Source organism: Sphaerisporangium krabiense, assembly GCF_014200435.1.
Taxonomy (GTDB): Bacteria; Actinomycetota; Actinomycetes; order Streptosporangiales; family Streptosporangiaceae; genus Sphaerisporangium; species Sphaerisporangium krabiense.
In genome coordinates this window covers 1,731,608-1,755,100 of record NZ_JACHBR010000001.1, presented here as the reverse complement: position 1 = coordinate 1,755,100, position 23,493 = coordinate 1,731,608, and the positions used below count along the sequence as shown (strand labels likewise).

16 protein-coding genes, 1 tRNA gene and 1 pseudogene are annotated in these 23,493 nt (G+C 71.3%); 14 read left to right on the top strand and 4 right to left on the bottom strand.

Annotation, left to right across the window (positions count from 1 at the left end):
* The first annotated feature begins 115 nt into the window (after positions 1 to 115).
* The 3 genes from BJ981_RS07555 (at position 116) to BJ981_RS37885 (ending at position 4,495) form a co-directional block, all read left to right on the top strand.
* Entirely contained in the window at positions 116 to 1,414 is a 1,299-nt protein-coding gene (locus tag BJ981_RS07555) for a M20/M25/M40 family metallo-hydrolase (protein ID WP_184609260.1), read from the top strand.
* Between the two features lie 234 nt (positions 1,415 to 1,648).
* On the top strand, positions 1,649 to 2,218 hold the full coding sequence (locus BJ981_RS07550; protein ID WP_184609257.1) for a hypothetical protein: 570 nt from the start codon (positions 1,649 to 1,651) through the stop codon (positions 2,216 to 2,218).
* Between the two features lie 516 nt (positions 2,219 to 2,734).
* Entirely contained in the window at positions 2,735 to 4,495 is a 1,761-nt protein-coding gene (locus tag BJ981_RS37885; RefSeq protein WP_184609255.1) for a chaplin family protein, read from the top strand.
* A gap of 416 nt (positions 4,496 to 4,911) precedes the next feature.
* Here BJ981_RS37885 and BJ981_RS07540 read toward each other — a convergent pair whose 3' ends face one another.
* Positions 4,912 to 5,097, bottom strand: coding sequence for a DUF5703 family protein (locus BJ981_RS07540; protein WP_184609253.1), 186 nt, complete (start codon positions 5,095 to 5,097; stop codon positions 4,912 to 4,914).
* A 243-nt stretch (positions 5,098 to 5,340) separates the two neighbouring features.
* On the opposite strand from BJ981_RS07540, the gene topA reads away from it, so the two are divergent.
* Complete coding sequence (gene topA / locus BJ981_RS07535; RefSeq protein WP_184609251.1) at positions 5,341 to 8,001, top strand: type I DNA topoisomerase; 2,661 nt, start codon at positions 5,341 to 5,343, stop codon at positions 7,999 to 8,001.
* 159 nt (positions 8,002 to 8,160) lie between these two features.
* On the opposite strand, the gene efeB is transcribed toward topA, so the two are convergent.
* The 3 genes from efeB to efeU are packed head-to-tail and all read right to left on the bottom strand — an operon-like array spanning position 8,161 to position 11,498.
* Positions 8,161 to 9,408 (bottom strand): iron uptake transporter deferrochelatase/peroxidase subunit, encoded by a 1,248-nt coding sequence (gene efeB, locus BJ981_RS07530; protein ID WP_184609249.1) that lies wholly within the window; start codon positions 9,406 to 9,408, stop codon positions 8,161 to 8,163.
* Between the two features lie 43 nt (positions 9,409 to 9,451).
* Positions 9,452 to 10,591, bottom strand: a complete 1,140-nt coding sequence (efeO, locus tag BJ981_RS07525; RefSeq protein WP_184609247.1) for an iron uptake system protein EfeO — start codon at positions 10,589 to 10,591, stop codon at positions 9,452 to 9,454.
* A gap of 55 nt (positions 10,592 to 10,646) precedes the next feature.
* Positions 10,647 to 11,498 (bottom strand): iron uptake transporter permease EfeU, encoded by an 852-nt coding sequence (efeU, locus tag BJ981_RS07520; protein ID WP_184609245.1) that lies wholly within the window; start codon positions 11,496 to 11,498, stop codon positions 10,647 to 10,649.
* A 368-nt stretch (positions 11,499 to 11,866) separates the two neighbouring features.
* On the opposite strand from efeU, the gene tmk reads away from it, so the two are divergent.
* The 10 genes and pseudogenes from tmk (at position 11,867) to BJ981_RS07475 (ending at position 23,329) form a co-directional block, all read left to right on the top strand.
* Complete coding sequence (gene tmk / locus BJ981_RS07515; protein WP_184609244.1) at positions 11,867 to 13,927, top strand: dTMP kinase; 2,061 nt, start codon at positions 11,867 to 11,869, stop codon at positions 13,925 to 13,927.
* Between the two features lie 9 nt (positions 13,928 to 13,936).
* Positions 13,937 to 15,118: a DNA polymerase III subunit delta' gene (locus tag BJ981_RS07510; RefSeq protein WP_184609242.1), complete on the top strand. Its 1,182-nt coding sequence runs from the start codon at positions 13,937 to 13,939 to the stop codon at positions 15,116 to 15,118.
* 74 nt (positions 15,119 to 15,192) lie between these two features.
* Complete coding sequence (locus tag BJ981_RS07505) at positions 15,193 to 15,717, top strand: SigE family RNA polymerase sigma factor (protein ID WP_184609240.1); 525 nt, start codon at positions 15,193 to 15,195, stop codon at positions 15,715 to 15,717.
* Positions 15,714 to 16,970 carry a hypothetical protein gene (locus tag BJ981_RS07500; RefSeq protein ID WP_184609238.1) on the top strand — a complete coding sequence of 419 codons (1,257 nt, stop codon included), beginning with the start codon at positions 15,714 to 15,716 and terminating at the stop codon, positions 16,968 to 16,970. The genes BJ981_RS07505 and BJ981_RS07500 overlap by 4 nt, the downstream gene beginning before the upstream one ends.
* A gap of 231 nt (positions 16,971 to 17,201) precedes the next feature.
* Positions 17,202 to 18,044, top strand: coding sequence for a PSP1 domain-containing protein (locus BJ981_RS07495; RefSeq protein ID WP_372436916.1), 843 nt, complete (start codon positions 17,202 to 17,204; stop codon positions 18,042 to 18,044).
* 89 nt (positions 18,045 to 18,133) lie between these two features.
* Positions 18,134 to 19,711 carry an alpha/beta hydrolase gene (locus tag BJ981_RS07490; RefSeq protein ID WP_184609236.1) on the top strand — a complete coding sequence of 526 codons (1,578 nt, stop codon included), beginning with the start codon at positions 18,134 to 18,136 and terminating at the stop codon, positions 19,709 to 19,711.
* Between the two features lie 64 nt (positions 19,712 to 19,775).
* Positions 19,776 to 19,849: transfer RNA gene (locus BJ981_RS07485), tRNA-Thr, on the top strand.
* A gap of 406 nt (positions 19,850 to 20,255) precedes the next feature.
* Positions 20,256 to 21,026 carry a site-specific integrase gene (locus BJ981_RS39070; protein WP_239139306.1) on the top strand — a complete coding sequence of 257 codons (771 nt, stop codon included), beginning with the start codon at positions 20,256 to 20,258 and terminating at the stop codon, positions 21,024 to 21,026.
* Entirely contained in the window at positions 20,924 to 21,448 is a 525-nt protein-coding gene (locus BJ981_RS07480; protein ID WP_311745740.1) for a tyrosine-type recombinase/integrase, read from the top strand. Before BJ981_RS39070 ends, BJ981_RS07480 begins: the two co-directional genes overlap by 103 nt.
* A 689-nt stretch (positions 21,449 to 22,137) precedes the next feature.
* Positions 22,138 to 23,329: pseudogene (locus tag BJ981_RS07475) on the top strand (IS110 family RNA-guided transposase).
* Positions 23,330 to 23,493 lie beyond the last annotated feature (164 nt).

The following is a 23,493-nucleotide window of genomic DNA, read 5'->3' as shown; positions in this document are numbered from 1 at the left end:
AGAGGGTGGGGTTCGTCCTGGAAAGGGGGTGCAGGGTGGAGACTGGGGGCAGCCGTCCGAGACTGGAGCGCCAGGATGGCAGGGGTAGTCCCGTAGTCGGACCGAAGGAGCACGTGTGGCCGCGTTCAAAGGCGAGGACGAGGTCGTTGAGCTGTGCCGCGACCTGATCCGCATCGACACGACCAACGCAGGGGACAACGCGGGCCCGGGGGAACGGGTGGCCGCGGAGTACGTCGCGGGGAAGCTGGCCGAGGTCGGGCTGGAGCCGCGCATTCTGGAGAGTGACGACAAGCGGGCCAGCGTGATCGCCCGCATCGAAGGGGAGGACTCCGGCCGGGGCGGCCTGCTGCTTCACGGGCACCTGGACGTTGTCCCCTTCGACGCCGCCGACTGGACCCACCACCCGCTGAGCGGGGAGGTCGCCGACGGCTGCGTCTGGGGCCGGGGCGCGGTGGACATGAAGGACATGGACGCCATGATCCTCGCGGTGGTGCGCCAGCGGCTGAGCGAGGGGCGCAGGCCGCCCCGGGACGTCGTGCTGGCGTTCACCGCGGACGAGGAGGCCGGCGGCGCGTACGGCGCGCAGTGGCTGGCCGAGCGGCATCCGGAGCTGTTCGAGGGCTGCACGGAGGCCGTCGGCGAGGTCGGTGGCTTCAGCGTCACGGTGGACGAGGCCAGGCGGCTGTACCTGATCGAGGCGGCGGAGAAGGGCATCGCCTGGATGAGGCTCACGGCCGCGGGCCGCGCCGGGCACGGGTCGATGCTCAACAACGAGAACGCCGTGACCGAGATCGCCGAGGCCGTGGCGCGCATCGGGCGGTACGAGTGGCCGGTGCGGCTGACGCCGACGGTGCGCGACTTCTTCCGCGAGGCGTTCGAGATCGAGCTGAACGCCGACGACGCCGAGGCCATGGTCGGCAAGCTCGGCTCGCTGGCCCGCATGATCGGGGCCACGCTGCGCAACACGGCGAACCCCACGATGCTGGAGGCCGGCTACAAGGCGAACGTGATCCCGCAGGCCGCCACCGCGCACGTGGACGGGCGCTTCCTGCCCGGGTACGAGGACGAGTTCTTCGCCACGATCGACGAGCTGCTGGGGCCGAACGTGCGGCGGGAGTTCGTGTATCACGACGTCGCCGTCGAGACGTCCTTCGACGGCCCGCTCGTCCGCGCGATGTCGGACGCGCTGCTCGCCGAGGACCCGGGCGCCCGCGCCGTGCCGTACACGCTGTCGGGCGGCACGGATCTCAAGGCGTTCAGCCGTCTCGGCATCCGCGGCTTCGGGTTCGCGCCGCTGAAGCTGCCCGCCGACCTGGACTTCTCCGGGATGTTCCACGGTGTGGACGAGCGCGTGCCCGTGGACGCGCTGCGCTTCGGCGTACGGGTTCTTGACCGTTTCCTGGACGCCTGCTGACCCGTTCGGTGGAAACGCTTTGACTTCACTCCGCGTGCTGCTACGGTAACTTTCCGTTGAGGAGTTGGTGGTGCGGTCGGCCTTGCGAAAGCTTGGCCGATCGATGGTCGGGGAGGTCACGTGGCACGCATCGGTGCACGGTCGCGAGCGGGCGCGTCGCCCGCCGCGGCGCGGTGCGTGCCCGTGACCGCTTCGGGCGATCACGCCGAGGCGGTCGTGACGCGGGAGGTCCGGATGGCACGGTTCGTGGCCGGCTCCCGGTTCGCTCGTCTCCTTGCCGTCGGCGGTGTGATCGCCATCGGCTGGCTCCTGGGCCTGATCTTCGGCTTCACCGGCGCCGCGTCCGCGGAAACCCACATCCCCGCAGGGCACGCGACCGCCGTCGAGGCCGAAGGCACGGCCCGGGTCTCCCACAGGACGAACGGCGCCGAGGTCACCACGCCGAAGGCGCCGCGTGACGCCGCCGCGACTCCTCACGTCGCCACCGGGCCGGCCTCGGCCGGCGGTTTCCCCACGGTGAGCGACACGGTCTCGGCCGACGCCGTGGCCATGGCCGGGCGCTCGGTGGACGGGCTGACCAGCCAGTCCAAGCCCGCGCCCGCCGCGCCGTCCGCCGCCGATCATTCGGCGGGTGCCGACGGCTTCGTGCCCCGGAGTGGCTCCGGCCCCTCCGGGCCGGGTATCGGGGATGTCGCGAGGTCCGTCTTCGACCCGCGGCTCGTGGCCTCGCCCGCCTTCACGGCGCGCGTGCCCGCCCCGGTGGTCCGCGCCGCAGCGGACGATCCCTCTTTCTCTCCCGACTGATCCCGCCCCGCCGGTACGGGCAGCGTGCCCGTCCGGTCCCGGAGCGCCCCGCTCGCACGCAGCTCTCCTGGGCGATGACCTCTTCTGCAGTCGGGTCATGTCCTGAGCATGTCCTGAGGACGGTTCCTCGGGAGAGCGATGAGCGAAGGCGGTCTCCGCGCGGGTGACATGGAGTCTCCCGCATATCCCATCCCTGACGTTTCTGACATCCACTGGCGGACGTCACTCCCGGTCTCGGCCGCGTCCCTAGAGCGACCCCCACGCTCTGACGGCTCGTGCCCGGACGGCTGCCCTCCCCAGGCGGCTGGTCCTCGGATACGTCCAGGTCGGCCACGGTTCAGGCGTACATCAGCGATCTGCGCTCGTCCTGGTCGTGGCCTGGGCGTGAGGCCCAGGAGACGAAGTCCCGACTCGGGTGCCTCTTCCTCTGTGGTCTCCGGTGGCCGGGCCGTGCGGTCCCGCGGGTGGGTGTCGGTCAGGAACTTCCCCCCGAGCTAGAACAAGGAGCGATCTATCATGCGAACGTGGGCGAAGGGTTCCGCTCCCGCCGCTCTTCTGGCGGTCGCGGTCATGGCCCTCAGCAGCGGCACCGCCCTTGCCGACACCTCCGGCACCGGATCGGTCGGCGGCGGCAACCAGATCGACCTGCCGATCAAGGTCCCGGTCGACATCAGCGGCAACGCGGCCGGCGTGATCGGCGGCGCCTCGGCCGGCTCGCGCGGCGGCGCCTCCGTCCAGGAGGGCGGCGCGTCGGACGCGATCCAGGGCCGGACCGACGGCAGCCACAGCGTCCTCGGCGGTAACCAGGTCAACGCCCCGATCACCGCCCCGATCAGCGCGTGCGGCAACGCCGTGTCGCTGATCGGGCGGTCCGACGCGGGCTGCCGCGGCGGCGCCGAGGTCAGGAAGGGCAAGGACGCCGCCGGTGGCAACACGACCGACGGCAGCCACAGCGTGCTCGGCGGTAACCAGGTCGTCGCCCCGATCACGGCGCCGGTCAGCGTGTGCGGCAACGCCGTCGCGGTCATCGGCGAGGCGGCCGCGGGCTGCCGCGGCGGCGCGAAGGCCGTCGCCGGCGGCGGGCGGCACGGCGCGGGCGGCAACCGGACCGACGGGCGCGGCTCGGTGATCGGCGGCAACCAGGTGGTGGCCCCGATCACGGCGCCGGTCAGCGTGTGCGGCAACGCCGTCGCCGTCATCGGGCACGCCTTCGCCGGGTGCCGCGGCGGCGCCACCGTCCCCAAGGGCGGCAACGGCTACGGCGGGCACGGCCAGGGCGGTGGCAAGGGCGGCGCGGGCGGCAACGCGACCGACGGGCGGCACAGTGTGCTCGGCGGTAACCAGATCGTCGCCCCCATCACCGCGCCGGTCAACGTGTGCGGCAACGCGGTCGGCAACGGCGCGGCGGGTTGCCAGGGCGGCGTCAGTGTCCCGCCCGCCGGGCACGGGAGCGGCGCGGGCGGCAACCGTACCAGTGGGTTCGGCTCGGTGCTCGGCGGCAACCAGGTGGTGGCCCCGATCACGGCGCCGGTCAGCGTGTGCGGCGTCTCCGCGGGCGTTCTCGGGCGGGCGTTCTCGGGCTGCCGCGGCGGCGCGACGATCAAGGGCGGCGGTGGTGGCGCCGGCGCGGGGAACAACCGGACCGACGGGCGGCACAGCGTGCTCGGCGGTAACCAGGTCGTCGCCCCGATCGCCGTGCCGGTCAGCGTGTGCGGCAACGCGGTGGCCGTGCTGGGCGACGCCGCCGCGGGCTGCCTCGGCGGCGCGTCCGTCGGCGGCAGGGCCGAGGGTGTGCCCCAGCAGGGTCCCGGCGCCTGGGCGCGTAGCTCGGGCGAGGTGTCCGCCGCCGTGACGGAGGCCAAGCCGTCCGGACTCGGCATCCTGCCCGACCTGCCCCTCGCCCCGGCGCTTCCCGGCCGTCCCAAGGCGGGCGAGACGACCCACCAGTCGAGCCAGGCGGGCGGCCCCGGCGAGAAGCCCCTCGGCCTGCCCGAGCTGCCGGTGACGCCGGGCCGCCCGGCCCCTTCCGGCGGCGGCCCGCTGGTCCCCGTGCAGAGGGTCGTCTCCGGTACGCCGGTCGGGGGCGTGATCGGCGGGGCCCGTTCCGGTGCCGGTGCTTCCCCGGTCGGCGTGGGCACGCTCGGCCTGATGAGCGCGGAGCGTCCGCTCGGCGTCACGGGCATGAACGCCGGCTCGCTGGTCGCCCTGCTGACCGGTGCGCTCTGCGCCGCCTCGGCGATCCTCTTCGCCGGCACCCGCCGTCTCCGCCGCAGGTGAACGACTCGGAGTGAGGTCCGGCGGCGCGACACCGCCGGGCGTCCCGTCCCCGTGCCGCACGCCATGCGGTGCGGGGGACGGCCGAGGGCGTCGCGATGCCTGACGGGTGCGGCGACTGCGCCCGTCGGGCACGGGGCGGACGGACGGCGTGCCGCGAGCCATGCGGCACCGTTATAGATCGTCCGCTCTGGGCGACGTGCCAAGAGCCATCTCGCCGGCGCCGGCGAGATGGGGTCACAGATCCTTCGCCGTGATCCTGCGGCGGAGTCACAGACGCTTCGCCGCCTGCGAGGATGCTCGCGGTGCCGGGCCGCAGGGCCGAATCGCGGCGGCGGAGCAAAGACGCTTTGCCCGTTCCGGGGGCGCGGCCCGGGGCGGGCAAAGCCATTTCCAGAGGCTACAGTTGGCCGCGAGGGCTAAAGTGTGCTGGCCACCCGCAGGATCTTCCGGCGCAGCCGCACGTAGCGGCGGCCGTCGGGGTACAACCGGAGACGATCCAGCTCCCAGTGTCCGTGCTCAGCGTGCTCGGTCAGGACCCGGCGGGCGGTTTCCCGGGTCGTCCCGCGCGGGAGGTACAGGTCCAAATAGGAGTACTCAAGCACTGCTATTAGTCTCCGAAGGGTGTGCAAGGGGACGCTGGCACTGTCTGGGCTCTATTCTGCGTCCTCGTGGGTATCGGGTCCAGGTAGGTGGAACACCGGTAAGTGACCGGGTAGTCCGACGGGGAGTATTTTCCGACGACGGGTTACCTTCATGCCTGTGACGGATCACCCGGCACGCCCGCGTGGTGGGCCGGGATCGACCGGCAGGGGAGTACGACAGCGAACAGCGAGGTAGGAAGCAGCGTGCCAGCCAACAACGGCAGCGCCGGCGGAACCCGCCTGGTGATCGTCGAGTCGCCCGCCAAGGCGAAGACGATCGCCGGGTACCTCGGGCGTGGCTACATCGTGGAGTCCAGCATCGGCCACATTCGTGACCTGCCAGAGAGGGCCGAGGACATCCCCGAGAAGTTCAAGGGCGAGGCATGGGCCCGTCTCGGGGTGAACGTGGACCACGAGTTCGAGCCGCTCTACGTCGTGAACCCGGACAAGAAGTCCCAGGTATCGAAGCTGAAGCAGCTCCTCAAGGACGCCGACGAGCTCTACCTCGCCACCGACGAGGACCGCGAGGGGGAGGCCATCGCCTGGCACCTCCAGGAGGTCCTCAAGCCCAAGATCCCCGTGCACCGCATGGTCTTCCACGAGATCACCCCGCAGGCGATCCAGGACGCCGTGTCCAACCCGCGCCGCCTCAACCTGCGGCTGGTGGACGCGCAGGAGACGCGCCGCATCCTCGACAGGCTCTACGGCTACGAGGTCAGCCCGGTCCTGTGGAAGAAGGTCAAGCCGCGCCTGTCGGCGGGCCGGGTGCAGTCGGTGGCCACGCGGCTGGTGGTGGAGCGCGAGCGCGAGCGCATCGCGTTCACCTCGGCCGAGTACTGGGACCTGCAGGCCGTCTTCGACATCGGCCGCGACGAGGATCCGCGCAGCTTCTCGGCGACGCTGACCGGCGTGGACGGCCGCAGGGTCGCCCAGGGCCGTGACTTCGCGAGCACGGGCACGCTGAAGACCGCCGACGTCCTGCACCTGGACGAGCAGGCGGCGCGGGCGCTGGCGGGGCGCCTGGAGGGCGCGTCGTACGCGGTCGCCTCGGTCGAGAGCAAGCCGTACACGCGCAGGCCGTACGCGCCGTTCCGCACGACCACGCTGCAGCAGGAGGCCAGCCGCAAGCTGGGCTTCTCGGCCAAGTACACGATGCAGGTCGCCCAGAAGCTGTACGAGAACGGCTTCATCACCTACATGCGAACCGACAGCACGACCCTGTCGGAGACGGCCCTGGCGGCGGCCAGGAGCCAGGCGGTGCGCCTGTACGGGGCGCAGTACGTGCCGGACAAGCCGCGCATCTACGCGAGCAAGGTCAAGAACGCCCAGGAGGCGCACGAGGCGATCCGGCCGTCCGGGGACGAGTTCCGCACGCCCGGCGAGACCGGCCTGAGCGGGGACATGTTCCGCCTGTACGAGCTGATCTGGCAGCGCACGGTCGCCTCCCAGATGAAGGACGCGGTCGGCGAGTCGGTCAGCGTCCGCATCGCCGGCAGGTCCAGCACGGGGGAGAACGTCGAGTTCAGCGCCACCGGCCGCACGATCACGTTCTACGGCTTCCTCAAGGCGTACGTCGAGGGCGCCGACGACCCGGCCACCGACCGGGACGACTCGGTGCGCAGGCTGCCGAACCTCCGCCAGGACGACCCGCTGACCGCGCTGGAACTGGGCCCCGAGGGCCACGCGACGCGGGCGCCGGCCAGGTACACCGAGGCGTCGCTGGTCAAGGAGCTGGAGGACCGCGAGATCGGCCGCCCGTCGACGTACGCGTCGATCATCGGAACGATTCTCGACCGGGGGTACGTGTTCAAGAAGGGCACGGCGCTGGTGCCGTCCTTCCTGGCGTTCGCGGTGGTCAACCTGCTCGAACGGCACTTCGGCAACCTGGTCGACTACGACTTCACCGCCGAGATGGAGAAGGTGCTCGACGACATCGCCAACGCCCGCGCCGAGCGGGTGCCCGAGCTGCGCCGCTTCTATTACGGCGATCACGGGAGCGGCCTGAAGGAGCTGGTCAGCGACCTGGGCGAGATCGACGCCCGCGAGATCAGCTCGTTCCCGATCAACGGCACGGACATCGTCATCCGGGTGGGCAGGTACGGGCCCTACCTGGACCGGGACGGCGCCCGGGTGAACGTCCCCGAGGATCTGGCGCCCGACGAGCTGACGGCCGAGAGGGCCGAGGAGCTGTTCAAGCAGCCGACGGGCGATCACGAGCTCGGCGCGGACCCGGTGACCGGGCACAAGATCGTCGCCAAGTCCGGGCGTTTCGGGCCGTACGTCACCGAGATCCTCCCCGAGGAGGAGCCTCCGGCGGACGGCAAGAAGACCAGGGCCAAGAAGGACGCGCCGAAGCCGCGCACCAGCTCGTTGTTCAAGTCGATGTCGCTGGAGACGATCACGCTGGACGACGCGCTCAAGCTGCTGTCGCTGCCGCGCGTGCTGGGTGAGCTGGACGGCCAGGAGGTCACGGCGCAGAACGGCAAGTTCGGCCCCTACATCAAGAAGGGGACGGACTCGCGGTCGCTCGGCTCCGAGGAGGACATCTTCACGGTGACGCTGGAGCAGGCCAAGGAGCTGTTCGCGCAGCCCAAGCCGCGGGGCAGGGGCCGGGCGGCCGCGGCGCCGCCGCTGCGCGAGCTGGGCGCGGACCCGGTGTCGGGCAAGCCGATCGTGGTCAAGGAGGGGCGTTTCGGGCCGTACGTCACCGACGGCGAGACGAACGCGTCCCTGCGCAAGGACGACTCGGTGGAGCAGATCACGACCGAGCGGGCGGCCGAGCTGCTGGAGGACCGCCGTGCCCGCGGCCCGGCGCCGAAGCGTCCGCGCGCCAAGGCCGGGGCGAAGGCCGGCGCCAAGTCCTGAGCGCGAAAGACAGCCGACGGGATGGGCGATTCGCCGGCGAACCGCCCTTCCCGCCCCTGAGGGGGCCGTAGAGGCACGATCGGGCACGAGTGCCCTGAGAGGGGTCGCTCCGCGTCCCCGGGAACGTGTGAGGCCTCTGGCGGGCGGCCCGCGCGGGCGTCAGGCGAACAGCGTGCGGCCCCAGTAGTCGCCGGCGTCGCGCAGCCCGGGCGGGCAGGCGAACAGACCGCTGGAGACGTGCTTGATGTACTCGTTCAGCAGGTCCTTGCGCGCCAGCTCCATCTGGATGGGGACGAACTGCTTGCGCGGGTCCCGCTGGTAGGCGATGAAGAACAGCCCGGCGTCCAGCCGTCCGAGCCCGTCGGAGCCGTCCACGTAGTTGTAGCCGCGCCGCAGCAGGTGCGCGCCGCCGTGGGAGGTGGGATGCGCGAGGCGGATGTGGGCGTCCTTGGCGATGGCGAGCTCGCCGTCCTGGCCCTTGGCGTTGAAGTCGATCGGGTCGAACTCGCGGGCCCGGCCGAGCGGCGCGCCCTCGCCCTTGTCGCGGCCGAAGATCTGCTGCTGCTCCCCGAGCGGGGCCCGGTCCCAGGTCTCGATGTTCATCCGGATCTTGCGGGTGACCATGTAGCTGCCGCCGGTCATCCAGGCGGGCCCGTCGCCGGGCGCCACCCAGAGCTGCTGCTTGAGCATGGCGGCGTCCTCGAGCTTGAGGTTGTTGGTGCCGTCCTTGAAGCCCATGAGGTTGCGCGCGGTGGTCTGGGCGCGGGAGGTGGAGGACGTCCGGCCGAAGCCGAGCTGCGACCAGCGGACTGAGACCTTGCCGAACCCGATCCTGGCGAGGTTGCGGATCGCGTGCACGGCGACCTGCGGGTCGTGGGCGCACGCCTGGACGCACAGGTCGCCGCCGGAGATCTCCGGCAGGAGGGCCTCGCCGGGGAAACGGGGCAGGTCGGCGAGCGCGGCGGGCTTCTTGGCGGCGAGCCCGAACCGGTCGTCGAACAGGGACGGCCCGAAGCCGATCGTGAGCGTCAGCCCGGACGGCGGCAGGCCGAGCGCCTCGCCGGTGTCGTCCGGCGGGGCCTCGGGGGCGCCGCCGACGGCGCCGAACGTGCCGGCGTCCTTGCCCTGCGCCATGCGGGCGGCGGCCGCCGTCCATTCCTGGAGCATCTCGACGAGCTCGTCGCGCTTCTTGGTGACGACGTCGAAGCTGACGAAATGCAGGCGGTCCTGGGCGGGGGTGACGATGCCGGCCTGGTGCTCGCCGTAGAACGACACGGGGTCGGAGGTGGACGCCGCCGCGGCGGGCGGGGCGGCGTCGAGCATGGCTCGCGTGGCCAGGGCCCCGGTGCCGGCGGCGGCCACGCCCGCGGCCCCGAGGCCGAAGAGCTTGCGCCTGTTGATCTGCATCAGCTCGCCTCCTTCCTGCCCGGGCCTAAGTCCGCGTGCCCGGTCACTTGGCGATCACCGCGGCGACTTTGCTGATGGGCTCGGCCAGCGCGTTGATCGAGTCGGAGAGTTCCTTCAGGTCGGCCTTGGACAGCTCGGTGTGGAGCTTCCAGCCGTCGCCGGAGCGGTGCTTGCCGAGGGTGGCCTCGGCGGCCGGGAACTTCTCGTCCAGCTCCTTGACCAGGTCGGGCGCGCGCTCGGTGAGCACGGGGCGCAGCGCCGCGATGGCGCCCTTGGACCCTTCGAGGTTGGCGGCGAAGTCCCACAGGTCGGTGTGGGAGTAGCGGTCCTCCTCGCCGGTGATCTTGCCGGTGGCGACCTCGTCGAGCAGGGCCTTGGCGCCGGTGGCCAGCTTGAGCGGGGAGAGCGTCTCGCTGTTGGCGCGTTCGACGATCTTCTGCACGTCCGCCATAAGCTTGTCGGCGACGGGGCCGTCCTTGCTGATGTCCTTGGCCTTCCACAGGTCCTTCTCGATCCGGTGGAAGCCGGTCCACTCGGCGCCGGGTTCGAGGGCGTCCTCGCGGGCGTCGATGGCGGGGTCGAGGTCGCCGAAGCTCTCGGCGACCGGCTCGATGCGCTCCCAGTACGTCCGCGCGACCGGATAGAGCGACTTGGCCTTGTCGATGTCGCCCGCCTTGACGGCGTCCACGAACTCCTGGGTCTTGATCAGCAGCGCGTCGGTCTGGCTCTTGACGTAACGGCCGTAGTCCTTGGCGGCCTGGGCCAGCTTGGCGTCGTCGGACAGCGGCGCGGCGGCGCCGGAGACCTTGAGCGGGTTGCGGATGCCCTTGCCGATCATGCCGGGCTTGCAGGCCGTCTCGTAGGCGCCGGCGGGCAGCTCGATCATGACCTCGCGGGTGAGGCCGGGGACGATGTTCTCGACCTCGCCCATGACCCGGTCTCCGGGGGCGTAGACGTAGAACTCGGTGACCTTGGAACCGCCGTTGGTGACCTGGAAGGTCGAGGTGCCCGCGGGGAGGGCCGCCGTGGAGACCTTGCAGTCGGTGTCGGAGGCGGCGACGGTGATCTTGCCGGGCTTGCCCGAGGACTGCGCGGCCGTGTCGCCCCCGCCGCTCGTCGACGAGCACGCGGTGAGTCCCGCGAGGGCCAGCGCGCCGGCGGTGATGGCTGTGGCGGTACGCATGGTTCTCCAGTTCCAGGTGTTTCGGTGAGGTTCGTGGGGGTGACGGGCGGGGCCGTCAGGACGGGGCGGACGCCGGGGCGGCGGACGGCGTGCGCGAGGCGCCGGGGCCGTTGCGCTTCGGCATCAGGAACAGCACCAGCACCGGAACCAGGTAGGCGACCCACGCGATGATCTCGATGGTGGTGGGCTGCGGGGTGAAGTTGAAGACGCCGTTGAGCAGGGCGGAGTACCAGGCGTCCGGCGGCAGCGCGCCGCTGAGGTCGAACGCCGGGGCGGTCAGGACGTGGACGACGCCGCCCTCGACCAGGTCGTGCACGCCGTACTTGAAGATGCCGGCGGCGACCACGATGAGCAGCAGGCCCGTCCAGGTGAAGAACCGGCCGAGGTTGATGCGCAGCGCGCTCTTGTACAGCGCCCAGCCGAGGGCGATCGCGGTGATGATGCCCAGGGAGAAGCCGATCAGGGGGGAGGTGGTGGTGCCCGCGCCCTGGGCGGCGGCGAAGAACAGCAGCGCGGTCTCCAGGCCTTCGCGGGCGACGGAGAGGAAGGCCATCACGACGACGGCGGTGGCGCCGAGGCCGAGCGCCTCGGTCAGCTTGGCACGCAGGTCGCCGGAGAGTTTGCGGGCCGCCGTGCGCATCCAGAAGATCATGAAGGTGACGAAGACGGTCGCGGCGATGGAGGCCGCGGCGTCGAACAGCTCCTGCTTCTGGGAGTCGAGGTGCGCGGCGGTGAAGGTCAGCAGCGCGCCGAAGCCGATCGACAGCAGCACGGCGGCGGCGACCCCGCCCCAGACGTAGCCGAGCCGGTCACGGCGATCGCTCTTGACGAGGAAGGCCACAAGGATCGACACGACAAGGGTCGCCTCAAGCCCCTCACGGAGGCCTATGAGATAACTGGCGAACACTGTGGTCTCCCTAGTCCTTGCTTAGCCTTGCCTAAATTAGGACAGCATTACCTTAACGGTGGCAAGAGGGTGACCCACATGGGACCCACCCATGGTGCCGGGGCCGATCGTTCGAGGTAAGGCCGGTGTCACGTCCTCGCCACATCACGGGTGCGGCCGTGGCGGACTGGTTCCCCGTGCGCGGCGCCGCCACCCCGGACGGGCACGGCGTTCTCGACGTCGAAACGGGGATGATTCCGACCTTTCCCTGCATGTCCCCTGCGGGGGAACCGGGAAGGTAATACGCTCGGGAATGGAGCGGCAGGCGCCTCACGCCCCTGCGCACCGATCCAGCCCAGCCTACGCGAGCACCTGGATACGCTGACATCATGACCACCTCTGGCCGGTCCGCCGCGCGCCGCAAACCCCCCCACGTGCTGGCGAACGCCCCGTTCCGCCGGCTCTGGACGGCCATGGCGGTCTGCAGCCTGGGCGACTGGCTGAACATCATCGCCATCACGGCGTTCGCCGCCTACCTGACCCAGGGGTCGGGCTTCAAGGCGCAGAGCCTGGCCATCGGCGGGGTGTTCGTCGTCAAGATGCTCCCGGCCATCCTGCTCGGCCCGCTGGCGGGGGCGTTCGCCGACCGCTTCGACCGCCGCCTGACGATGTTCGTCAGCGACCTGCTGCGCTTCGCGCTCGTGCTGTCGATCCCCCTGGTCGGCAGCTACCAGTGGATCATCGTCGCCACCCTCCTCGTGGAGTGCGTGAACCTGTTCTGGGTCCCCGCCAAGGACGCCACCGTCCCCAACCTGGTGCCCAAGGAACGGCTGGAGGAGGCCAACCAGCTCAACCTGCTGGTGACCTACGGCTCCGCGCCGGTCGCCGCGGCCCTGTTCGCGGTGCTCTCGGTGGTCATCGAGGTCGTGGGCAAGGCCGTGCCCACCTTCGTCTGGCAGCCCGCCCACCTCGCGCTGATCGTCAACGCGGTCGCCTACCTCGTCTCCGCGTTCCTGATCTTCACGCTCACCGGCATCCCCAAGGGGCACGCCGGCCGGGTCTCCGCGCCCTCGGTGCTCCGGCAGATCATCGACGGCTGGCGGTACGTCGGCGAGAACCGTATGGTGCGCGGCCTGGTCATCGGCATGCTCGGCGCCTTCGCCGCCGGCGGCGCGGTCGTCGGCGTGGCCAAGCTCTACGTCGCCGCGCTCGGCGGGGGAGACGCCGCGTACGGCACCGTCTTCGCCGCCGTCTTCGTCGGCATGGCGCTCGGCATCTTCTTCGGCCCCCGCCTGCTGCGCGAGCTGTCGCGGCGGCGGTTGTTCGGGCTCGCCATCGTCACCGCGGGCGCCGTGCTCGCCGCCACCGCGCTCATCCACAACCTGGTGATCGTGGTCATGCTCGTCGTCGTGCTCGGCGCCTGCGCCGGCATCGCGTGGATCATCGGGTACACGCTGATCGGCCTGGAGGTCGAGGACGCCATCCGCGGGCGCACCTTCTCCTTCCTGCAGTCCCTGGCCCGGGTCACGCTCCTGCTCGTCGTCGCCGTCGCGCCCGCGCTGTCTGGCCTGTTCGGCGAGCACTCGCTCTCGATCGGCGCCGGCATCGTCTACCGCTTCGACGGCCCGAGCCTGGTCATGCTGATCGGCGCCGCCGTGGCCGTCGCCGTCGGGGTGCTCGCGCTGCGCCACATGGACGACCGGCGCGAGGTCCCCATCTCCTCCGACCTGATGGCCGCGCTGAAGGGCGAGCGCTACGTCCCCGAGACCGCCGAGCACGGGCGGGGCATGTTCATCGCCTTCGAGGGCGGCGAGGGCTCGGGCAAGACCACCCAGTCGCGCCTCGCCGCCATCTGGCTGCGCGACCAGGGCTTCGACGTCGTCCAGACCCGCGAGCCCGGCTCCACCAAGGTCGGCATGCGCCTGCGGGCGATCCTGCTCGACTCCGCCCACCAAGGGCTGTCGGCCCGCTCGGAGGCCCTGCTGTACGCGGCGGACCGGGCCGAGCACGTCGAGAAGGTCATCCGTCCCGCGCTGCTGCGCGGCGCGATGGTCGTCTCCGACCGGTACGTCGACTCCTCCCTCGCCTACCAGGGCGCGGGCCGCGAGCTGGAGCCGCAGGACGTCGCCAGGGTCAACGCCTGGGCCACCGGCGGCCTCACGCCCGACCTCACCGTCCTGATCGACGTGCCGCCGTCGGTCGGGCTGTCCCGGTTCGCCTCCCCGGCCGACCGCATCGAGTCCGAGCCCCTGGAGTTCCATGAGCGCGTGCGCCGCGAGTTCCGCGCGCTCGCCGCCGCCGACCCGGACCGCTACCTGGTCGTGGACGGCCTCCAGACGCAGGAGGAGGTCGCGCTGGCCATCCAGGACCGGCTGCGCGAGATCATCCCCGACCCCGTCCCGCAGGAGACCGAGGCCATCACCGGCACGATGCCCGTCATCCGCGACTAACCTGGCCGCGTGACAGTCTTCGACGACCTGGTGGGCCAGGAGCAGGCGGCGGTCCTGCTGCGGCGCGCCGCCGAGGCCGCGGCCGAGGCCCTGTCCGGGGGGCGCGGCGCGGGCATGACCCACGCCTGGCTGTTCACCGGCCCGCCCGGTTCCGGCCGCATCGAGGCGGCGCAGGCGTTCGCGGCGGCGTTGCTGTGCTCCGACCAGGGGTGCGGGCACTGCGACATGTGCCACCAGGTCGCGGTCGGCTCCCACCCCGACGTCGAGTTCGTGCGCCCGCAGGGCCTCTCCTACAGCGTTAAGCAGACCCGTGAGCTGGTGCTCAGGGCCTCCGGGGCGCCCACGCTCGGCCGCTGGCGGGTCATCCTGTTCGAGGACGCCGACCGCGCGACGGAGGCCGCGGCCAACGCGCTGCTCAAGGCCATCGAGGAGCCCCCGCCGCGCACGGTCTGGCTGCTGTGCTCGCCCTCGCCGGACGACATGATGGTCACCATCCGGTCGCGGTGCCGGGTCGTGACGCTGCGCACCCCCTCGACCGAGGCCGTCGCCCACCTGCTCGCCACGCGCGACGCCGTGCCGTACGAGACCGCCGAGTTCGCCGCCCGCGCCACCCGCGGCCACATCGCCCGCGCCCGCCGCCTCGCCCTGGACGAGGAGACGCGGCGGCGGCGCGACGCCGTGCTGGCGCTGCCGAGCGCGCTGACCGGCCTCGGCGCGTGCGTCGAGGCGGCCGAACGCCTGGTCAAGACCTCCTCCGAGGACGCCGAGGAGGCCACCGCCCACCTCAACGAGAGCGAGACCGCCGAGCTGCGCAAGATCTACGGCGAGGGGTCCACGGGCAAGGGGCTCAACAAGGGGCTGGTCCGCGGCGGCGCGGGGGCGATGAAGGACCTGGAGGACCGGCAGAAGTCCCGGGCCACCCGCATCAAGCGCGACTCCCTCGACACCGCCCTGCTCGACCTGGTCGCCTACTACCGCGACGTGCTCGCCGTGCAGTTCGGGGCCGCGGTCGAGCTCTCCGCCGAGGATCGCGCCGCCGACATCACCGCGCTGGCCTCCTCCAGCACCCCCGAGGACACGCTGCGGCGCATCGACGCGATCATGCTGTGCCGCGAGCGGCTGGCGGCCAACGTCAACCCGCAGATCGCGGTCGAGGCGCTGACGATCGCGCTGTGGCGTCCGCGGTTGTGAGGCGCGCCGCCGGGGTTCTCCGGAAATCTGAATAGTCGCGAGCAACCCGGGGACCGCCGCCGCGTCTCTTGGACATGCAGGCTTCCGACACGCGCACCTCCGGGCCGCGGAGCGCCGAGGAAACGATCACGGCGCTCTACGCCGGCCACGCCTTGGGCCTGGTCCGCCTGGCGCTCGTGCTCCTCGGAGATCGTGAGAGCGCAGAAGACGTCGTGCAGGAGGCCTTCCTCGGCCTCCATCGCCGCTTCGGCGCGTTGCACGACCCGGCCAAGGCACTGGTCTACCTCCGTAGCGCCGTGCTCAACAACGCGCGCAGCGTGCTCAGGCGGCGCCGGCTGCCGTCCTGGTTCGCCGGCGCCTACGACCCGCCCGTCTGGTCGGCCGAGTCCGCCGCGCTGCTCGGCGCGGAACGGCGTGCCGTCATGGAGGCGCTGCACGCGCTGCCCAGACGGCGGCGCGAGGTGCTGGTGCTGCGCTACTACGCCGACCTGTCCGAAGAGGAGACCGCCCAGGTCATGGGTGTCAGCCGAGGCACCGTCAAGTCCACCACCGCCCGGGCGCTCGAAGCGCTCGGACGCCTTCTGGGGGAGCGGCCGTGAACGACGTCATCAACAGGTTGCGCGACGCGGCCACGGCCGTGGGGGACACCGTCCACGATCTGCCCGCCCTGCGGCCGGCCAGGGCCCGGGCGCGGAGGCCCTGGCTCATCCCGGCCGTGGCCGCGGCGTCGGTGGTCGCCGCCGTCGCCACGGGCACGGTCGTCTTCGGAGGCGGCGCCCGCCTCGCGGCCACCGGGTCCGCCGGGACGCCCGAGTTCTTCGTCCGCGCCTTGTCCGGCGAGCTGACCGTGCGGCGCGAGGCGGACGGCGGGGTCGCGGCCCGCGTCCCGGCTCCCGAGGGCGAGTCGTTCACGGACGCGGCCGCGGCCGGCGACGACCGGCACTTCTACCTCCGCACCATCACCACCGCCACCGGCTGCGGCGGCCACTTCTACCGGCTCACCGTGGAGGGCTCCTCCGGCGGCGCGACGCTCGACCGGCTCGCCTTCTCGATCCCGGAGGGCACGCGGACCACGTCCCTGGCGGCGAGCGAGGACGGCGGCAGGCTCGCGTACGGCCTGGCGCGGTGCGGCCCCACCGACCGCGCCGCCGGGCTCGTCGTCGCCGACACCGCGACCGGACAGACCCGCACGTGGACGGGCGCCGGCGACCCGCCGGTGGGACGCGTGGCGATCAGCGGCGACGGACGGTACGTCGCCTACCAGGACCTCACCCCGGCACCCCTCGCCACACCCGTCCGGCCGAGACCCCCCGAGGGCTCGCCCGCGCCGACGGCGGGGACGCCGGCCCCGGACGCCCCGCCGGCACCGCAGGACGTGCCGCCCACCGAGGCTCCCGCGCCCACCCCCGTGGGCAGGATTGAGACCCTGCCTTTCCGCCCTGAGCTGTACCTGCTGGACACGAGCCTCCCGGGTGCGGACCTGGGCGGCAGCAGAAAGGTCACGCCGGCGGTCGGCGACGCCAGGCTGCCCGGCGGCCTGCAGGGGTTCCAGCTCGACGCCGACGGCGGCCGGATCATCGCCGCACTCGGCCGCGTCGCCAGGACGTTCCAGGGAGACAGGGCCGCGGTCGAGCCGTCCGCCACCGCGATCGTCCGGTTCGACGCCGTGGACGGGCGGCTGCTGGACACCGTCTACCAGGACGGGAAGGGAGGAATGACGCTGCTCGACGCGGACGGCGCCTACGAGCACTTCCTCGTCCGGCGCGGCCACGAGATCGCGTCCGTCTCCGCCTCCGGCTATCGCCCCCTCCTGACCCGGGACGGCTACGGCTACCCGGCCGTCGCCTGGTGACCACCAGCTGAACGCGCACGGCCGGGGAACCCACCCCCGGCCGTGCGCGACGTCGTCCCCCTGGAGACCGAGAGGCCGATCACAGGTCACCGGGACGTATTGCTCAGCCCAAGCGGGCGGCGCGTAATGTGGCCAGAAACCGTGTCGGCATGGTCGCGTGACGTCCGTGCCGGCGCGGGGGTGCGAGGCCGCGCGGCCGTGAGCCGTACCGGCGAGAAGGCGGAGGGTTCCATGGGAATGATCATGGCCGTGAGCTTTACTCGCTACGGAAGGCTGTACTACCTCGACCCCGGAGGCCACAGCCCCAAGGTCGGGGACAAGGTGCTCGTGCCGACCGACTCCGGCCCCGAGGTCGCCGAATGCGTCTGGGCGCCGGCGTGGGTCAGCGACGAGATCGACGGGCTGCCGGTGTGCGCCGGCATCGCGGGCGACGAGCACCTCGACCGCGACGAGTCCAACCGCAGGCGCAGGGCCGAGGCGCGCAGCGTCTCCAAGCGGCTGATCAAGCGGCACGAACTCCCCATGAAGATCGTCGGAGTCGACTACCTGGACGCCGACAACGTCTACACGGTGTACTTCTCCGCGCCGCACCGCGTGGACTTCCGCGCCCTGGTCCGCGACCTCGCCCGCAACCTGCGGGCCCGCGTCGAGCTGCGGCAGATCGGGCCGCGCGACGAGGCCCGGCTGCAGGGCGGCATCGGCCCCTGCGGACGCGACCTGTGCTGCGCGACCTTCCTCAAGGACTTCGAGCCGGTCTCCGTCCGCATGGCCAAGGACCAGGACCTCCCGGTCAACCCCCTGCGCATCGCCGGCGCGTGCGGCAGGCTGATGTGCTGCCTCAAATACGAGCACCCGCTGTACCAGGAGTTCCGCGCCTCCGCCCCGCGCACCGGCGCCGCCGTCGACACCCCCGAGGGGGCCGGCACCGTCGTCGGCCACAACGTGCCGTCCGACTCGGTGATCGTCCGGCTCAACGACGGCGGCCGCAGGTGCGCGTGCTCCCGCGCCAGTGTGTGCTCCCCGCGCAGGCAGCATGACGAGCGCTACGGTGGCGAACGATCAGATGAGGAATGAAACCGCAGGTAGGTGGGGTACAACCTAACCGCCCGCCTGGTGATCGTCACGCCGGCGGTTCTGTCAAACGGGGGACAGGTGGTCGGCGCATGAGGCGCTTCTCCGGCGTTGGCCACACGGCCGCCGCCCTGCTCGCGGCGGTGTCGCTCGCCACGGCGTGCTCGGCCCAGGGGGACGCGCAACAGCCGTCGGACGGATCCTCGCCCGGCGACCCACCGGCCCGTGCCGCGCAGTCGGCCACCCAGGCCCCCTCCGCCGCCCTCGCGCCGTTCTACACGCAGAAGATCACCTGGACGCCGTGCCAGGAGAAGTTCCAGTGCGGCAAGCTCACCGTCCCCCTCGACTACGCCGACCCCGGAGGCGAGCGCATCCAGCTCAGCCTGATCAAGCTGCCCGCCGGCGGCAACCGGCGCATCGGCTCCATCATCCTCAACCCCGGCGGCCCCGGAGGTTCCGGCATCGAGTACGCGCGCGCCGCCCGCACCGTCCTCAGCCCCGCCGTCCTCGCCCGGTTCGACACCGTGGGCTTCGACCCGCGCGGCGTCGGCAAGTCCACGCCCGTCCGCTGCCTCAGCGGGCGCGAACTCGACGTGTTCATCGGCCTGGACGGCACTCCCGACGACCCCTCCGAGGTGAGCGCGCTCGCCCGGGGCGGCAAGCAGTTCGCCGAAGGGTGCGAGGCGCATTCGGCCAAGCTGCTGCCGCACGTCGGCACCCACGACGCCGCCCGCGACATGGACGTCCTGCGCGCCGCGCTCGGTGATCAGGGCATCACCTACCTCGGCAAGTCGTACGGCACCTACCTGGGCGCCGTGTACGCCGACCTGTTCCCGAAGAGGATCCGCGCGCTCGTCCTCGACGGCGCCATCGACCCCGCCCTGCCGCCCGTCCCCACGGTGAACGCCGCCCAGGCGCACGGCTTCGAGGTCGCCTTCCGCTCCTTCCTCTCCGACTGCTTCACCCAGCAGAACTGCCCGTTCCCGGAGAAGAACACCGACGCGGCGCTCGGGCGGCTGTCACAGTTCCTCAAGACCACCGACCAGCACCCGCTGCGCAACGCCACCGGCGACGGGCGCAGCATCACCGAGTCCTGGGCCACCCTCGGCATCCTCGCCGCCCTCTACGACAAGGCCACCTGGCCCGTCCTCAGAGCCGCGCTCGGCCAGGGCTTCCGCGGCGACGGCACCACGCTGCTGAAGCTGGCCGACCTCATCGTCGACCGCCGCCCCGACGGCACCTACTCCAACCAGACCGAGGCCAACATGGCCGTCAACTGCGTCGACCACCCCTACCCGCACAAGATCGCCGCCTACGAGGAGGCCGCCAAGACCGCGCAGCGGGAATCGCCGCACTTCGGCGCGTACGTCATGTGGGGCTCGCTCCCCTGCGACTACTGGCCCGTCAAGTCCGCCGCCTCCGACCGCCCCCTCAAGGCCGCCGGCGCACCGCCCATCGTCGTCGTCGGCACCGAGCGCGACCCCGCCACCCCCTACCAGTGGGCCAAGTCCCTGGCCTCGGAGCTTTCCTCCGGCGTACTCCTCAGCTACGACGGCGACGGCCACACCGCCTACCGAACCGGTTCCACCTGCGTCGACGAGGCCGTGGACCGCTACCTGATCTCCCTGGAGCCCCCCCGCTCCGGCACCCTCTGCCCCAAGGTCACCTGACCACCCTGGCGCAAGAACCACCGAAAACCTGTAGACTTCCACACGCTACGGGCCCCCGCAGCACGCCGCCTTAGCTCAGTCGGCCAGAGCGACGCACTCGTAATGCGTAGGTCAAGGGTTCGATTCCCTTAGGCGGCTCCCACCGGAAGCCCTAGGTCACCATTTCTGACCTGGGGCTTCTTCGTGCCTGCGATCCTTACCGCCCGATACCGCTGATGCCTGATCATCGATCGTGGACCGAGTCGTGGACCGAGAGGCACTTCAAGGGCTACCTTGCGGCCATGGCGAAGGGCGAATCCGGCCGCGCGAAGGGCCATGTCGAGCAGCTCCCCAGCGGTAGCTTCCGCATGAAGGTGTACGCCGGCACCGACCCCACGACAGGGAAAGAGCGCCGCTACCGCAAGACCGTCAAGACCGAGATCGAGGCGCTGGAGACGCTCGCCAAGCTTCTGCGTGATGCCGAGCCGAGGCCGAACGCGAGCCGAAAGAGTCGGCCACTCTCGACTATGTCCTCTCGCGCTACCTCGAAGTCGCCGACCTGGAGGTGTCGACCCGCGAGGCCCACGAGGGCTACATCCGCCGTACCATCCGCCCTGTCCTGGGACATGTAAAGATCGGCAAGCTGCGGGCGGACATGCTCGATTCGCTGTACAGCCACCTGAAGCGATGCTCCAGGCTGTGCGAACGACTGCCGAAGGTCGAGCACCACAGCGACGGTGAGCACGTCTGTGACGGCCGGTGCGGGCCGCTCAAGGATCACCGCACCCCGCGGCAACACGCCTGCGACAAGCGGTGCACGCCGCACCGCTGCAAGCCGATGGCCGCCGGCTCGATCCTCCGCATCCACACGATCATCTCGGCGGCGCTCAACCTCGCCGTGCGGTACGAGTGGCTTGACCGCAACCCCGCGGAGAAGGCCTCACCACCTCCGCCCAAGAAACGCGAACCCGAACCGCCCAGCCCCAAGCAAGCCGCACGACTGCTCAACGAGCTGTGGACAGCGGACGCGGAGTTCGCGCTGTTCGTCTGGCTGGCCACCACGACCGGCGCCCGCCGGGGCGAGCTAGTCGACCTCCGGCGGCACCGCATCGACTTCGAGGCCCAGGAGATCCGCATCACGCGCAACTACCTGGTGAAAGCCGGCCAGCAGATCGAGAAGACACCAAGACCGGCGAAGGCCGGCGCTTGTCCCTGGACCCGCTCACCTGCGAGCTGCTGCAAGAACATCTCCGCCGCCGCCAGGCCGCGCTCGATGCTGCGGACGTTGAGCTCGCCGAGGACGCCTTCGTGTTCTCCCCTGACCCCGCGAGCCTGAAGCCCTGGAATCCCGACACCATCACCCACAAGTACGAGCGCCACGCCCGCGCGGCCGGCATCCGCAGTTCACTCAAGGAGCTCCGCCACTATTCGGCGACGCAGCTGCTGTCCAACGGCATCGACCTGCGGACCGTCGCCGGCCGCCTGGGCCACGCCGGGGGCGGTGTCACCACGCTGCGGTTCTACGCCCAGTTCGTCCGCCCGGCCGATCAACAGGCCGCCGCCATGCTCTCCAGCCAACTCACCGAACTCCGCAAACGCGAACGCCTATGGGAACTGTTCAACGAGATCCCCACCGTCGACCTCGACGCCCTCAGCCAACTCGCCACTGACCTCGCCCCTAAAGCCGACCTCGACGAACCGACCGCTTCTGCCTACCTGCAAGAGTTCGCGCAAAACCGCCGCCCGAGGAGTGCATAAGCAGCCTAGTGAAGTCGGGGTAGGGACGAGGAAATGCCCCTGCGCCAGGTGGCGCACCTCTCTGCCGAATTGTGCTCCGGTGGTAGGGATCAACGCGGCAGTGTTCCGCGCCGCCGCACGGCCCGCCGCCCGCTCCGCCCGCGGGCGTGCAGCGTGGGCGCCGGTCCCGGCCGGCGGCGGGAACGCGGGCCGCCCGCCGCACCGAGCGCCCGCCGAACCAAGCCGCACCCCATGCAGCACGACGATCGCCATGCTATGGCTGGCCATCACACGGGCCGGGGGCGATCGAAGGCCAGGGACTTCGTACCTAATGGCGGTGCGGGCGCGTTCCCTGTTCTGGTCGGGGTCGTGGATGCCTTCTTCGTACCCGGTACTTCGAGTCCTTCTTGCTGAGACTGGCGCTGTTGCCTCGAACGGCCGGACAGGGGCGTGCCCGCACTGATAGTTCGTGGTCTGAGCCCGTCTGCACAGGGAGTACCCCTTCTATTCGTTGGTGAGCTTTGAGCTCTGAAGCAAGACCGGGGCCTGTGCGGGTTGCTGGGGTCACGAACGGCTGATCGGATGGTAGGCCCTTCGAGTCTTGTCATTAGGGCGCCGGGTGACTCCGCCACGGACACAGATGACCGGATCAGCGGAGGAGAGGCGTGGGAGTCTTCTGCGGAATCGACTGGGCCGAGCACCACCACGACATGGCGCTGGTGGATGAGAGTGGGAAGGTGATCGCGCAGCGGCGGATCACCGAGAGCGTACAGGGCTCCCAGCAACTGCTGGACATGCTCGCCCAAGCCGGCGACGACCCAGAAAACATGATCCCGGTCGCGATCGAAACGACCCGCGGCCTGCTGGTGGTGGCCTGCCTGCGTGCCTCCGGGCGTCCGGTGTTCGCCATCAACCCGATCAGCGCGTCCCGCTACCGGGAACGGCACGCGGTCTCTCGCAAGAAGTCCGACCGCCAGGACGCCATCGTGCTGGCCGGCATCTGCGCACCGACATGGCCCCTGCACCGGCCGCTCCCGGCCGACAGCCAGCAGGCCCAGGCTTGGCGGTGCTGGCCCGCGCCCAGCAGGACGCCGTGTGGCGGAGGCACCGCACCGGCAATGAGCTGCGCTCGATGCTGCGCGAGTACTACCCGGCGTTCCTTCAGCTGTTCGCCGGCCAAGACGGCGGGGTGACCTGCCGGGAAGCACGCGCCATCTTGGCCATCGCCCCCACCCCCGCCACAGCCGCCAAGCTGACCCGGCCGCAGATCCGCGCCGCCCTCAAACGCAGCGGACGCGTCCACCACCTCGACACCTGGACCGAGAAGATCCACACCCGGGCTGCGCGCCGAGCACCTGCGCCAGCCCGCTGCCGTTGAAGAAGCATTCGGCCACCAGGCCTCAGCCCTGCTGGCCGTTCTCGACGCCACCTGTGCTTCTGCCGCTGCCCTGCACCAAGCGGCGGTCTCGGCGTTCCGCTTCCAGCCCGACTACGCCATCATCACCAGTTTCCCCGGCCTTGCGGACCTAGCCGGCGCCCGGCTGCTCGGCGAAATCGGTGACGACCGCAGCCGCTTCGCCGACACGCCCGAGCGCTCAAGGCCTACGTCGGCGCAGCCCCCACCACCCGATCCAGCGGACGCCACCACGCCGTGACCCACCGCCGGGTGAAGAACCGCCGCCTGGCCGCCGTGGGCTATGTGTGGGCATTCGCCGCGCTCACCGCCTCACCTGGCGCCCGCGCCCACTACGACCGGCGCAAACACCAGGGCGACCGCCACGCCACCGCCCTACGCCACCTCTACAACCGCTTCCTGGGCTGCCTGTCCACTGCCTGACCACTCGCCAGACCTACCAAGAACACACAGCCTTCCCCACGGCCCAGCAGCCCGCAGCGGCCTGAGGCTGACCGCCGATGCCGCTGAGGGCTTCGCAGCCCCAGACCCCCTGCGCGCCGGAGCAACCACCGACGCGCACCCCGCCATGCCCACAAACCGCCATACGCGTCGGCGGTCACTCCGGACCGACTTGACACGTCCCTCCCATCGGATGTCTCAGCCCCGGTCC

Coding starts and splice junctions, on each gene's coding strand:
- BJ981_RS07550 (WP_184609257.1), top strand. CDS start 1,649: ATGGCACGGTTCGTGGCCGGCTCCCGGTTCGCTCGTCTCCTTGCCGTC.
- BJ981_RS37885 (WP_184609255.1), top strand. CDS start 2,735: ATGCGAACGTGGGCGAAGGGTTCCGCTCCCGCCGCTCTTCTGGCGGTC.
- efeB (WP_184609249.1), bottom strand. CDS start 9,408: ATGCAGATCAACAGGCGCAAGCTCTTCGGCCTCGGGGCCGCGGGCGTG.
- efeO (WP_184609247.1), bottom strand. CDS start 10,591: ATGCGTACCGCCACAGCCATCACCGCCGGCGCGCTGGCCCTCGCGGGA.
- tmk (WP_184609244.1), top strand. CDS start 11,867: ATGACCACCTCTGGCCGGTCCGCCGCGCGCCGCAAACCCCCCCACGTG.
- BJ981_RS07505 (WP_184609240.1), top strand. CDS start 15,193: ATGCAGGCTTCCGACACGCGCACCTCCGGGCCGCGGAGCGCCGAGGAA.
- BJ981_RS07495 (WP_372436916.1), top strand. CDS start 17,202: ATGGGAATGATCATGGCCGTGAGCTTTACTCGCTACGGAAGGCTGTAC.
- BJ981_RS07490 (WP_184609236.1), top strand. CDS start 18,134: ATGAGGCGCTTCTCCGGCGTTGGCCACACGGCCGCCGCCCTGCTCGCG.